At 69.5% G+C, this 12,560-nt stretch carries 10 protein-coding genes; 2 read left to right on the top strand and 8 right to left on the bottom strand.

The genetic code is table 11. The features are described from left to right. Positions 1 to 26: 26 nt before the first annotated feature. From PDM28_RS06240 to PDM28_RS06225, 4 genes are all read right to left on the bottom strand, one after another. Positions 27 to 749, bottom strand: a complete 723-nt coding sequence (locus PDM28_RS06240) for a pseudouridine synthase (RefSeq protein WP_311184194.1) — start codon at positions 747 to 749, stop codon at positions 27 to 29. Positions 750 to 786: 37 nt separating this feature from the next. Further along, on the bottom strand, positions 787 to 2,388 hold the full coding sequence (locus PDM28_RS06235; RefSeq protein ID WP_311184659.1) for a sensor domain-containing diguanylate cyclase: 1,602 nt from the start codon (positions 2,386 to 2,388) through the stop codon (positions 787 to 789). 171 nt (positions 2,389 to 2,559) lie between these two features. Further along, complete coding sequence (locus tag PDM28_RS06230) at positions 2,560 to 4,974, bottom strand: putative bifunctional diguanylate cyclase/phosphodiesterase (protein WP_311184658.1); 2,415 nt, start codon at positions 4,972 to 4,974, stop codon at positions 2,560 to 2,562. 112 nt (positions 4,975 to 5,086) lie between these two features. Then, a complete protein-coding gene (locus PDM28_RS06225; protein WP_102946716.1) occupies positions 5,087 to 7,018 on the bottom strand; it encodes a DEAD/DEAH box helicase in 1,932 nt (643 codons plus the stop codon). Positions 7,019 to 7,255: 237 nt separating this feature from the next. On the opposite strand from PDM28_RS06225, the gene PDM28_RS06220 reads away from it, so the two are divergent. Beyond that, positions 7,256 to 7,486 carry an RNA-binding S4 domain-containing protein gene (locus PDM28_RS06220; protein ID WP_070208654.1) on the top strand — a complete coding sequence of 77 codons (231 nt, stop codon included), beginning with the start codon at positions 7,256 to 7,258 and terminating at the stop codon, positions 7,484 to 7,486. On the opposite strand, the gene ubiM is transcribed toward PDM28_RS06220, so the two are convergent. From ubiM to PDM28_RS06200, 4 genes are all read right to left on the bottom strand, one after another. Continuing rightward, positions 7,483 to 8,679, bottom strand: a complete 1,197-nt coding sequence (ubiM, locus tag PDM28_RS06215) for a 5-demethoxyubiquinol-8 5-hydroxylase UbiM (RefSeq protein ID WP_311184193.1) — start codon at positions 8,677 to 8,679, stop codon at positions 7,483 to 7,485. The two genes, PDM28_RS06220 and ubiM, sit on opposite strands and share 4 nt — an antisense overlap. 88 nt (positions 8,680 to 8,767) lie before the next feature. Then, positions 8,768 to 9,169, bottom strand: coding sequence for an MAPEG family protein (locus tag PDM28_RS06210; protein WP_311184192.1), 402 nt, complete (start codon positions 9,167 to 9,169; stop codon positions 8,768 to 8,770). Between the two features lie 18 nt (positions 9,170 to 9,187). Beyond that, positions 9,188 to 9,736, bottom strand: coding sequence for a DUF4019 domain-containing protein (locus PDM28_RS06205; RefSeq protein ID WP_311184191.1), 549 nt, complete (start codon positions 9,734 to 9,736; stop codon positions 9,188 to 9,190). A 61-nt stretch (positions 9,737 to 9,797) separates the two neighbouring features. After that, positions 9,798 to 10,940, bottom strand: a complete 1,143-nt coding sequence (locus PDM28_RS06200; protein WP_311184657.1) for a COG3904 family protein — start codon at positions 10,938 to 10,940, stop codon at positions 9,798 to 9,800. A gap of 158 nt (positions 10,941 to 11,098) precedes the next feature. Between PDM28_RS06200 and PDM28_RS06195 the strand changes: the two genes are divergently transcribed. Next, the gene (locus tag PDM28_RS06195; protein ID WP_311184190.1) at positions 11,099 to 12,556 is read left to right on the top strand and encodes an AlkA N-terminal domain-containing protein; all 1,458 of its coding nucleotides are present in this window, start codon (positions 11,099 to 11,101) and stop codon (positions 12,554 to 12,556) included. The last annotated feature ends 4 nt before the right edge of the window (positions 12,557 to 12,560 follow it).

The raw sequence follows: 12,560 nt of genomic DNA, 5'->3' as shown, positions 1-12,560 counted from the left end.
GTCCCCGGTTACCGGCAAGTGCAGGCTTACCAGTCCAGCTGCTTGGGCAGCAGGCCCTTCAACTCGGCGTCGGTCAGGTTGCGCCACTGCCCGGGCTTGAGCGCGCCCAGCTTGACGTTGTCGATCCGCACCCGGCGCAGCTGGGTCACGCGGTAGTCGAACGCGGCGGCCATCAAGCGGATCTGCCGGTTCAGGCCCTGCTGCAGCACGATCCGGAAGCCGAACTTGGCGATGCGCGAGGTCCGGCACGGCAGCGTGGTTTCGTCGCGGATGCGCACGCCGCGGGCCATGCCACGCAGGAACTCATCGGTCACCGGCTTGTTCACCGCCACCATGTATTCCTTCTGGTGGTTGTTCTCGGCGCGCAGGATCTGGTTGACGATGTCGCCGTTGCTGGTCATCAGGATCAAGCCTTCGGAGTCCTTGTCCAGGCGGCCGACCGGGAAGATGCGCTGCTCGTGGCCGACGAAGTCCACGATGTTCCCCTTCACGGCGCTTTCGGTGGTGCAGGTGATGCCCACCGGCTTGTTCAGCGCGATGTACACATGGCGGCGGCCGCCGGCCTTCTTCGCCTCGCGGGCGCGCAGCGGCTGGCCGTCGACCAGCACCATGTCGCCCTCGCCGACCACCGCGCCGGCCCCGGCCGGGCGGCCGTTGACGGTGACGCGGCGCTCGCCGATCAGGCGGTCGGCTTCACGCCGGGAGCAGAAGCCGGTTTCGGCGATATGTTTGTTGAGTCGGGTTGTCATCGAGCCATTATCCGGCAAAAGCCGGCCCGGCGCGGGTTCAGGCAATCAGCGGGTCGTCGGCGGTCAGCGGCTGTTCGCCGTCGCAGACCTGGTCGCGGCCGGCGCGCTTGGCCCGGTACATGGCATGGTCGGCCCGCCGCAGCAGTCCGGCCAGGTCGTCACGACCCGGTCGCAGTGCGGCCAGCCCGATGCTCACGGTCACGTCGAGCCCGGCGATGCCCAGCGGCGCGGCGACCGACGCCATCTGCAGGCGCACATTTTCCAGCCGCGCCAGCGCCGCGCCGTGCGAGGCCCCCGGCAGCAGCACCAGGAATTCCTCGCCGCCCATGCGGATCACGTCGTCCTGCACCCGCACCGCGCCGCGCAGGCCACGCGCCACCGCCACCAGCACCTGGTCGCCCACGTCGTGTCCGAAGCGGTCGTTGATGTCCTTGAACAGGTCGATGTCGAGGAAGCCGATCGCCAGCGGCTGCTGCTCGGCGCCGGCGCGTTCCAGGTGTCGGGCCAGCAGGTGCAGGCCGTGGCGGCGGTTGGGCAGCCCGGTCAGCGCATCGGTGTCGGCCAGCTGGCGCATTTCGTCGCGCTGCTGGCGCAGCCGGCCCAGGCGCAGGTTGAGCGCATAGGCGGCCATCATCAGGAACCAGGTGGCCGACAGCTGCAGCGCCTCGATCCGGTAGGAGGTCAACCACTGCGCCTGCGCCGCGTCGGCGAGAATCAGGATCCACCACGGGGCCAATGCAAGCAGCCCGGTCAGGGCGTAGCCGTCGCGCTTGAACAGCGCCCACAGCCCCACGCCCAGGCAGGCGATGCAGCCCAGTATGAACACCAGTTCCAGCGCTGCCGCCATCCGAACCAGTCCGGTCACGCCCAGCCAAGGCACGCACAGGCCGGCGCCGATCAACGCCCACAGCACCACGCGCTGCCCGTTGCGGGAGCCCGGCCACAGCCGCGCGCCGCCATTGAGCCGCCACAGCACCGGCAGCAGCAGGGCCAGCACCATCGCGGTCAGGCCGACCAGCCACCACGAGGCGCGGTCATGCACCGGCAGCCACGGCTCGGGATAGCCGCTCAATCCGCCCAGCACCGCCTGCCACAGCACGAACACCAGGCAGATCGAGACGTAATAGAGGAAGGTGCGGTCGCGCGCGGTGGCAAACCCCATCAACGCCGACAGCGCCAGCGCGATCGCCACCGCGATGCAGGCCGCGCGCACCAGCAGGCGCGCGGTGTCGTTCTGCTGCACCGGGCTGGGTGCGCCCAGCCGGACCGTGGGAATCCAGCGCGGCTTGAGCGGAGTGGCCCAGGACACCACGATGGGTTCGCGTTCGCCGGCCTTGGGCACCACTACCATGCCCACGCCGGCGCGGAAGCGCGAGTCGCGGGTGCGCGCGTCGTGCATGTTGCCGCAGATCACGCGGTCGCCGTGGCTGATGCGGACTTCGCCGGTCAACACGCCGAACACATCCACCGCCTGCGGTGCACCCGACCAGCCCTCGGCCGGCGCCGGGATCGACAGGATGTCCTGGTGCCGGGCCAGCACTTCCGGCGGACAGGCACGCTGCGGGGTCTGGTCGGACGTGGCCGCGCCCAGCAGCAGTACGTCGCGCCCGACCTGGGCGGTGCTGGCCAGCGCGGTCATCGACAGCAGCAGGCACAGCACGCCCAGCAGCCAGCCGATTCCTGTTCCGGTTCCCCGCCACCTGCCGTTGCTGCGCCTCACGCCACCATCCTGTTGCCGTCCCCCGCTACGCACATCGCGCCGCGTCCCCGGCGGCATTATCGCAAGAAGCCCGGCCGCGCGCGTGACCGTTCAGGACAGGCGCCCGGAGGCGCTCGGCGCTTCCCGCCACAACGAGGGCTGGGTCAGCTTTTCTAGCGGCATCGGCCGCTCGACCGCATAGCCCTGCAGGCCTTCCACGCCCAGCGCCTGCAGCTGGCGGGCCACCTCTTCGGTCTCCACCCATTCGGCCACCACGCTCATGTGCAGTTCGCGGCCAATCTCGGTAATCGCGCGCACGGTGGCACGGCTGACCGGGTCGACGTCCATGTCGCGCACGAACACGCCGTCGATCTTGAGCATGTCCGCCGGCAGCTGGCGCAGGTAGCCGAATGAGGACAGCCCGGAGCCGAAGTCGTCCAGCGCCACCCGGCAGCCGCGCGCCTTTACGCCCTCGACGAAGCTCCGCGCCTGCTCCAGGTTGCTGATCGCGGCGGTTTCAGTGATCTCGAAACACAGCTTGCGGGCCAGGCCGCGGTTGCGTTCCAGCAGGTCGCAGACGAAGGCCAGGAAGCTGGGTTCGGCGATGGACTGCGCCGACACGTTCACGTTGCACAGGCCCAGCCGCTGCACATGCGCCGGACACAGCTGCAGGTGGCGGAACAGCAGGCCGAGCACGTGCCGGTCCAGCGCCATGCCCATGCCGTAGCGCTCCACCGCCGGCATGAAGTCGCCCGGCCCGTGCAGCTGGCCGTCTGTTCCGCGCATGCGCACCAGTACTTCGTAATGCAGGAACCCGGGGTCGCCGACCTGCTCGATCCGCTGCGCGTACAGCAGCATGCGGTTCTCGGCGATCGCACTGGAGACATGGGCCAGCCGGTCGGCCTCGGCCAGCCGTTCTTCCAGCGCCATGCGGTTCTCGTTGAAGAGATGCACGCGGTTGCGCCCGGCCTGCTTGGCTGCGTAACAGGCACTGTCGGCCGCGCTCATCAGCCAGTTGACATCGGCCACGTCGGCGTCGATCTCGACCACGCCGATGCTGCAGCTGACCTTGGGCGTGCCGTCGTCGCGCTGGAAGCCGGCCTGGCCCAGGTTGCGCGCGATCCGCTGCAGCACCTGCCTGGCTTCTTCCTGGCGCGCCCCGCGCAGGAACAGCGCGAACTCGTCGCCGCCCATGCGGCCGACCCAGTCGCCTTCGCGCACCGCACCTTCCAGATAGTCGGCGAATCCCCGCAGCAGCTGATCGCCTGCCGCGTGGCCAAGCCCGTCATTTACCAGCTTGAAGTAGTCCAGGTCCAGGTAGCACAGGCTGTGGGTGCCACCGTGGCTGCGCACGTCGAGCAGGGCCAGCTCCAGCAGGCGTTCGATCTCGCGGCGGTTGATCAGCCCGGTCAGGGGGTCGTGGCTGGCGTGGTGTTCGACTTCGCGGGCCAGGGCGTGGTTCTGCGACACGTCTTCGATGATCGCGAACACGGTGGGCTCGCGGCCGGGGCTGCGCACCAGGGTGCCGCTCCAGCGCCCCCAGAGCAGGCCACCGTCGGCACGCAGGAAGCGCAGCTCACCGGGGCGCAGCTGGCGGATCCAGTCGATGCCCTCGGCCTCGTCGAGCACCAGCTCGCCGTCCACCAGCAGTTCCGGCAGCTCCATGCCCAGCAGCTCGTCGCGCCGGTAGCCGAGGATGTCGGCCACCGCCTGGTTGGCTTCGACGATGCCACCGGCGTGGTCGAGTTTGAGCATGCCTACCGTGGCCTGGTAGAACGCGGCGCGGAAGCGGCTTTCCTGTTCGATCAGGTCGTGCCGGACACGGCGCGCCAGCAGTACCGCCACCAGCGTGATCAACAGCACCGACAACCCGGCCACGACCAGCGTGGCGATGCGCACGATGGACGCGGTGTTGAGCAGCGCCAGCGAGAAGGCACGGGCCTGCGCCTGCAGGCTGCGGTCCAGCGCCTGCAACTGCACCAGCAAGGCGTCGCGCAGGGCGGGCTCCGGGCTGCCGTCGGCCTTGTTGGCGTGTGCGGTCCGGGCTATCTCCTCCATCTGGGCCAGGCCGTGGTCGGTCTGCCGCCATACGCGGACGGCGTCCTGGAAATAGCCCATCCTGCCCAGGTACTGGAACGAAAGGATCAGCCGGTTGATATCGCTCGGGGCATTGCCCCCCTGCAGAAACCCCTGCCGCGCGCGCGCAATGTCCGGTGGGTTCTGCTCCAGCGCGCGCCGCGCCTCCAGGTCGCCCAGCGGCACCTGCAATGCCGAGCGGGCTTCGGCCAGCGCCGACGGGTTGCCGGAGGTGATGTAACGCTCCAGCGCGAAAGTCGCGTGCTGCTGGCTGCGCGACCAGTGGCTCTGGCCGACGATCCACGCGGTGGACGCCGCCTGCAGTTCCTGGACCAGCGCCGACAATCCCACCAGCCCGATCGCCATGCCGGTGAGCAGCACGAAGCGCAGGGTCAAGCCCCGCGTGACATGCGGTACTGCGGCACTGCCCATGTCACTGCTGCGTCCCAGCATCAGATCCCTCCGGCGCCATGGTGATCAGAGCATAACCCTGCACCGTGAGGCTGGTGCAAACAACAACGCCAGCCCGAAGGCTGGCGTTGTTGGGAAGATCGCTGGACGATCAGCCGTTGCGCGGACCGCGCGGCTTGAAGCCGTCGCGGCGCGGCGGGCGGTCGTTGCCGCCCGGACCGCCACGGTGGCCACCCGGGCCGCCCGGCTTGCCGCCGCGGCCGAACTTCGGCTTGAACGGCGGGCGCGCCGACGGGGTCAGGTCTTCGCCCGGCTCGACCTTGCGCATCTGAAGCTGCTGGCCCGAGACCCACACCTTCTTCAGGTGGGTGAGCAGGTCGCCCGGCATTTCGGCCGGCAGGTCCAGGATCGAGAAGTCGTCATGGATGTCGATGCGGCCGATGAAGCGGCTTTCCAGCCCGGCTTCGTTGGCGATCGCGCCGACGATGTTGCCCGGCTTGACGCCATGCACGTGGCCCACTTCGATGCGGAAGGTTTCCATGCCCTGTTCGGCCGGACCACGCGGGGCGATGTCACGGCGCGGCGCGCGTTCGAAGCCACCATCGTTGTTGCCGAAATCGCGTTCCGGGCGCGGGCCGCGGTCGTCTTCACGACGCGGACCACGCTCGAAGCGCGGTTCGAAACGGGCCGGGCGCTCGCCACGGTCGTTGCGGTCGTTGCTGCGCGGGGCACGCTCTTCGCGCGCGCCACGCACCGGCGGGGTCAGCAGGAACGGAGCATCGCCCTGCAGCAGCTTGGCCAGCGCGGCGGCAATCTCGATAGCCGGCACGTTCTTCTCGCCTTCCAGGCGCTGCAGCAGGTCGCGGTAGAACTCGGTACCGCCGGCATCGAGTGCGTCGCTGATGCGGCTCATGAACTTGCTGATGCGGGTGTCGTTGACTGCATCCACGCTCGGCAGCTGCATCTCTTCGATCGGCTGGCGGGTGGCGCGCTCGATCGCACGCAGCATGCCCTTCTCGCGCGGGGTGGCGAACAGGATTGCGTCACCGGTGCGGCCGGCACGACCGGTACGGCCGATGCGGTGCACGTAGCTTTCGGTGTCGTACGGAATGTCGTAGTTCAGCACGTGGCTGATGCGCTCCACGTCCAGGCCGCGCGCGGCCACGTCGGTGGCGACCAGGATGTCCAGCTTGCCTTCCTTGAGCTGGGCGATGGTGCGCTCGCGCTGCGCCTGCTGCATGTCGCCATTGATGGCGGCGGCGGCCAGGCCACGGGCCTGCAGCTTTTCGGCCAGTTCTTCGGTGGCGGCCTTGGTCCGCGCGAAGATGATCATCGCGTCGAACGGCTCCACTTCCAGGATGCGGGTCAGCGCGTCCAGCTTGTGCATGCCACTCACCCACCAGTAACGCTGGCGGATGTTGGCCGAGGTGGTGGTCTTGGCCGCGATGGTGACTTCGGCCGGGTTCTGCAGGTAGGTCTGCGCGATGCGGCGGATCTGCGGCGGCATGGTCGCCGAGAACAGCGCGACCTGGCGGCTTTCCGGCAGCTTCTTGAGCACGGCTTCAACGTCGTCGATGAAGCCCATGCGCAGCATTTCGTCGGCTTCGTCCAGCACCAGCGTCTTCAGCTCGGACAGGTCCAGGGTGCCGCGGTCCAGGTGGTCGATGACCCGGCCCGGGGTGCCGACGATGACGTGCACGCCACGGCGCAGGGCCTGCAGCTGCTGGCCGTAGGGCTGGCCGCCGTACACCGGCAGCACGCGGAAGCCGGGGATCTTCGAGGAATAGGTCTGGAACGCCTCGGCGACCTGGATGGCGAGTTCACGGGTCGGCGCCAGCACCAGCACCTGCGGCTTGGTCTGGTTGAAATCGAGGTTGGACAGCACCGGCAGCGCGAAGGCGGCGGTCTTGCCGGTACCGGTCTGGGCCTGGCCGAGCACGTCGCGCCCTTCCAGCATGGCTGGAATGGTGGCGGCCTGGATCGGCGAGGGGGTTTCATAGCCGACGGCGGCCACGGCCTGCATCACAGCGTCGGACAGGCCGAGGTCTGCGAACAGCAGCGGCGCGGGGGATTCTTGGGACATGGGGAACTCCGAAGGCACTACCCTTCACAGGGCAGTGCGATACAAAAAAAGGATGGTCCGCGCTTTGGGCGCCCTTTCTTATCGCGTGCCCTGGCGCTGCTCGGTCTGGAGGAGGATTCACTCGCTCAGGGCGGAATGATACCGCATGGTTCCTGAACGACGTGTACAGATACGCGCAGGAACGCCGTCCTGGCGCACAATACGCGCCCTCTTCCGGCCCCCTAGGATACCCCTTCCATGCAGACCCTGGAATTCGAACTCGACCGCGACTACGTGGAACTGAAGCAGCTGCTGAAGCTGGCCGACCTGGTCACCAGCGGCGGTGAAGCCAAGACCGTGATCGGCGATGGCCATGTCACCGTTGATGGTGAAGTGGAGCTGCGCAAGGCCTGCAAGATCCGCGCAGGCCAGCAGGTCCAGTTCGGCGACACCGTGATCAACGTCATCGCCGACTCGGACGCCCCCTAACGCTGGGTCAGGTGCGCGGCGATCAGCTGCCGGAACGGGGTGACTCCCTGCGCCAGCCGCAGCCCGGCCCGGCGCAGCAGGCGCGCTGGCAGGCGGTCGTCGGTGTACAGCGTGGCGATCGCATTGGTCGCCTCGTACAGCGGCCGTGACGCCAGCCGGTGGCCGCGCTCGTAGCGGGCCAGCCCGGCCGGCGCGGCGATGTCGGTGCCCCGCTGCGCGGCGCGCCGCAGCACCTCGGCCAGCCGCTGCTGGCACTGCAGCCCCAGGTTGAACCCATGCGCGGTGACCGGGTGCATGCCCACCGCGGCGTCGCCGATCAGCGCGCAGCGCTCGCCCACGAATGCGTTGGCAAACACGCCCACCAGCGGGTACGCGATGGGTTTCGCTACCGGCGTCATCGCGCCCAGCCGATGTTCAAAGTATTCGCTGATGCGCTGCCCGAAGCCGGCCTCGTCCTGTGCCAGCAGCGCCTCGATCTCACGTGGCGGCAGCGTGATCACCGCAGAAGCCTGGTCACCGTTGAGCGGCAGCAGCGCCAGGGTGCGGCCATAGCCGAACCACTCCCACGCAGTGTGCTGGTGCGGCACCTCGATCTGCATGCGGCAGACCAGCATCGACTTGCCGAAGTCGCGCATGCGCGCGCCGATGCCCAGCATGCGCCGGGTCGAGGAAAAGCGGCTGTCGGCCGCCACGACCAGCTTCGCGTGCAGTTCGCGGCCGTCGGCCAGGGTCACCGTGCTGTGGCGGGCGCCGGGCAGGATGCCACGCACACTGCACTGGTCCAGGATTTCCAGGTCGGCCTGGCCCTGCACGCTGTCCCACGCCGCGCGCCGGATCAGATGGTTGGGCACCAGCCAACCGAGGTCGCCGCCGTGCTTTTCACCGGCAGCGAAGGTCAACGCGAACGGCGAGCCGCCGTCCATCACCCGCGCATCGCGCAGCGGCGATATTTCAGCCGGATCGAGCCGGGCCCACAGGCCCAGATGCTCCAGGATCTGGCGCGAGGCATGGGTCAGCGCGATCTCGCGGCCATCGAACGCAGCCTCGGCCAGCGCCGCGCGCGGCTGCTGTTCCACCACGGTCACCTTCAGGCCCGTGCCGGCCAGCGCACGCGCGAAACACAGCCCGGCCGGTCCGGCGCCAACCACCAGCACATCCACTGACTGCGCATCCTTTCCGGGCGTGTCCGCCATGGTCCGTTATCCGATGTGGGTCCAGCTTCAAGCTTACCGCTACAGCGGATGGCCGCCCTTGATCTGGATCAGCCGCGTCGGCAACAGTTCACGCCAGGCCGTGCAGCAGGCGCCACAGCAACAGTACGATGCCGGCCATCGACACCAGCCAGACCAGGCTGCGTACGTACGGAATGCCGGCAGCGTAGAGCGGCAGGTAGACCACCCGCGCCCAGAAATACAGCTGCACCGCCAGCGCGGTGGTCGCGTCCTGGCGCTGGGTCAGCACCACCGCGAGCACGGCAGCGGCGAAGAACGCAAACGTTTCCAGGAAATTGGACTGTGCGCGCTGCAGGCGCCCGGCCAGCAACCCCGGAGGCGGCGGGGTGCCGTCGCGCGCCGACGCGTTCCAAGCCGTGCCGCGTTCGCGGGTGACCGCCGCAGCGGCCAGCATCACCTGCACCAGGCCGAGCACGATGGCCCAGCCCAGCATCTGGATTTCGATACCCATGCGATGTTCCTTGTGGTGTCAGGGAGCGGCGGCGCGCACGCTGTAACCGGCCAGGCGCCAGACCTTGTCTTCGTCCAGGCGGAACGAGACCAGTTCACGCACCGGCTGGGCATTGTTGGCGAACCGGGTGGGGAAGCTGACGTTGATGTACAGGCCCTCGGGCACCGTGGCGCCGGGTGCGTACTTGACCCGGGTCACCACCGGCGTACCGCGCGACTGCAACGCGCCGAGGCGGGTGCGGTCGGCCGCCAGCTGGCTCACGAAGGCCTGCTCGGTGACCGACTTGCGGGCGATGGCCGAGGCGCCTTTCCAGGCTTCAGCTGCCCGGTTGGTATCCACCAACTGGGCGACCTTCAGGCCGGCGGCGGCCATTTCGGCGTCCTGCTTCTGCACCTGGGCCTGCTGCTGCGGAGTGAGCGCGGGACGTGCCGGCGCAGCCGGAGCGGTCGGCGCAGCGGGCGCGGACGCCGCCGGGCGTGCGGGCGCCGGGGCCGGGGTGGCCGGCGGCGGGGTCTGGGCCAGGGCAACGGCCGGAAGCAACAGCGACAGCAGCAGCGGAATGCGCATCGGGACACCGTCAGTGGCAGTGGACTACGGGCCAGTGTAAGGGAATCCCGTGAGCGGTCCGTCAGTTGCGTTCGGCCGCCTCCGACGCCGGCTGCTCGGCATCGCTGGCGGTACGCTCGGCGACCGCGTCGCGCGGCTTGTCGCTGGGCGGCAGCAGGATCGATACATCGATTTCCGACAACGGACTTTCATCCGGGCAGGTCGCATCCGGAAAGCCGTAGCGCTGCTTGAGGGTCTGGCCGCACCGGGTGATCGTCTCCAGCTCGCTGCCCTCGCGCTTGCAGTCCTGGTCGAACGCCACCAGGAACGCGTCCTTGCGGCGCACGAAATCGTCGCCGCACTTGCGCATCTGCTTGATACGTTCCAGGTCGTCCTGCACCGCGTTGGTGCCGTCCAGGCCGAACTGGCGCAGCTCGTCGCTGCTGAGCAGGCGCAGGCTGCGGTTGGGCACGGTCATCATCAGGTCGGCCACGCCCACCGCCACCCCGTTGCGCTGCAGGTAATCCTTGACGTTGTCGTAGACCTCGTGGAGCTCGCGGTTGAGTTCGGCGCGCGAGGTCGCCTTGGAGCTGATCCGCATCATGCGGTGGATGCCGACCTTGCCCGACACCAGCCGGTTGTCGCCGGCGGCCAGCACGAACACGCAGGCACTGTGGCAGACCGAGCCTTCGCGTACCCAGATGGTCCAGTTCGACTCGCCGATGCGGTCGCCGGCGACGATCGCCGCTTCCACCTGCCCGCCGCTGGAATCCAGGTCAAGGATGCGCCGCGACACATGCTGCGCCTCGGCCACCAGCGCCACGCGCGCCACCAGTTCGGTGAAGCCGGGATTGATCTTGCCGGCGTAGCGCAGGCGCAGCAGGCCGCGTTCGACGCAGGGGCCGATGGCCGCCTCCAGGCTGGCGCGGTCCAGCGCTTCCAGTGGCGCGCCATCACCGGCCGCGTCGGCATATTCGGTGTCGCAGCTGATCCAGGCCTTGCCGTTGTCCAGTGCTACTTCGGGCCAGCCCTGTTCGCCGCGCTTGGGCGGCGGCGCGGGTGCCGGCGGTGCATCGGCGGCGTTGAACGACACCATGTGGTCGCCGTCGCCAGTCTGCGCGCGCACGGCCTTGTCGGCCGCAGTGACGTTGCCCGGGTTTTCCAGCTGGCTGCAGGCAGCCAGCCCCAGGCAAAGGAGCAGTGACACCGCGCACGACTTGAACACCATGAATCCCCGGATCCCGATTACTGGCGTGCCGGATGCGGCACGTGGACCCACAGTCTAGTTCCGCCGGGGCGCTGCGCTGCAACCTGCCCTGAATCCCCCGCATAGGTGTCCGAAAATGGCGAGCGGCGGTGGGTCTCTGGGCCTATGCTGGCCCCATGAACGCCGCCCTGCCCCTGGACTACGCCGCCTGCGAAAGCGCTCGCCTGGCCCGCGATGCGCGCTTCGACGGGGTATTCTTCACCGCCGTGCGCAGCACCGGGATCTACTGCCGCCCGGTCTGCCCGGCACCGGCGCCGAAACCGGCCAACGTGGATTACTACCCCACCGCCGCCGCAGCCGCCGCGGCCGGCTTCCGGCCCTGCCTGCGCTGCCGCCCGGAGCTGGCCCCGGAAGCGCAGGACGCGCTGAGCAACGAAACCCTGCAGCGCGCGCTCGCCCTGATCCACGACGGCTACCTGCAGGACGCCGCGGTCGGCGACCTGGCCGCTCGGCTGGGCCTGAGCGCGCGACAGCTGCAGCGCCTGTTCGTGGCCCGGCTCGGCGCCGCTCCGGCGCAGATCCATGCCACCCGGCGGCTGCTGCTGGCCAAGCAGCTGCTGACCGAAACCGCGCTGCCGGTCACCGACGTGGCCATGGCCGCCGGCTACAACAGCCTGCGCCGCTTCAACGCCGCGTTCGTGGAAGGCTGCGGCATGCCGCCCACCGCGATCCGCCGCCAGCGCGGCACGCTCGCCGACGGCGCGCTTACGCTGCGCCTGGGCTACCGGCCACCGCTGGATTTCAGTGCGATGCTCGGGTTCCTGCGCCGGCGCTGCATTCCGGGCATCGAGCAGATCGATGACAACAGCTACCAGCGCGTGATCGGGCCAGTCGAGCGCCCCTCGGTGATCCGCGTGACCGCCGATCCGCGCCGGCCCGAACTCCTGCTGCAGCTGGGCCAGGTCGACCCGCGCGCGATTCCGGGCATCGTGCGCCGGGTGCGGCGCATCTTCGACCTCGATGCCGATCTGCGCATCGTGCACGCCACCCTGGCGCAGGACCCGCTGCTGGCGCGCGGCATCGCGCAGCGCCCGGGACTGCGCGTGCCGGGGGGCTGGGACGGGTTTGAAGTGGCGGTGCGCGCGGTGCTCGGCCAGCAGGTCAGCGTCGCCGCGGCGATCACCCTGGCGCGTCGGGTGGTCGACCGCTTCGGCACCCCGCTGGAGGGAATGCCCGAGGGCCTGGACCGGCAGTTCCCGAGCCCGGCGCAGCTGGCCGAGGCGCCGCTGGAAGGCATCGGCCTGCCGCGCACGCGTGCGGCCACGGTGCGCGCGGTGGCCACGGCGGTCGCCGAAGGCCGCCTGGATTTCCATGCCGGCCAGCGCCTGGACAGTTTCATCGAACGCTGCGTGGCGCTGCCCGGGATCGGGCCGTGGACCGCGCACTACATCGCGCTGCGCGCGCTTGCGCTGCCCGATGCCTTCCCCGCCGGCGACCTGGTGCTGCAGCAGGTGCTCGGCGGCGACACCCGCCTGAGCGAACGCGCCACCGAGGCCCGTTCGCAGGCCTGGCGACCCTGGCGTGCCTACGCCGTACTGCACCTGTGGCATCTGGCCACGTCCGCTTCGGAGTAACCGC

The organism is Stenotrophomonas aracearum (assembly GCF_031834615.1).
In the GTDB taxonomy this organism is placed as follows: Bacteria; Pseudomonadota; Gammaproteobacteria; order Xanthomonadales; family Xanthomonadaceae; genus Stenotrophomonas; species Stenotrophomonas aracearum.
Note: the sequence above shows the minus strand (reverse complement) of the source record. Positions and strands in the feature narration are given on the sequence as shown.

Coding starts and splice junctions, on each gene's coding strand:
- ubiM (WP_311184193.1), bottom strand. CDS start 8,679: ATGGCGGACACGCCCGGAAAGGATGCGCAGTCAGTGGATGTGCTGGTG.
- PDM28_RS06235 (WP_311184659.1), bottom strand. CDS start 2,388: ATGACCGCGCTGGCCAGCACCGCCCAGGTCGGGCGCGACGTACTGCTG.
- PDM28_RS06225 (WP_102946716.1), bottom strand. CDS start 7,018: ATGTCCCAAGAATCCCCCGCGCCGCTGCTGTTCGCAGACCTCGGCCTG.
- PDM28_RS06205 (WP_311184191.1), bottom strand. CDS start 9,736: ATGCGCATTCCGCTGCTGCTGTCGCTGTTGCTTCCGGCCGTTGCCCTG.
- PDM28_RS06210 (WP_311184192.1), bottom strand. CDS start 9,169: ATGGGTATCGAAATCCAGATGCTGGGCTGGGCCATCGTGCTCGGCCTG.
- PDM28_RS06220 (WP_070208654.1), top strand. CDS start 7,256: ATGCAGACCCTGGAATTCGAACTCGACCGCGACTACGTGGAACTGAAG.
- PDM28_RS06195 (WP_311184190.1), top strand. CDS start 11,099: ATGAACGCCGCCCTGCCCCTGGACTACGCCGCCTGCGAAAGCGCTCGC.
- PDM28_RS06240 (WP_311184194.1), bottom strand. CDS start 749: ATGACAACCCGACTCAACAAACATATCGCCGAAACCGGCTTCTGCTCC.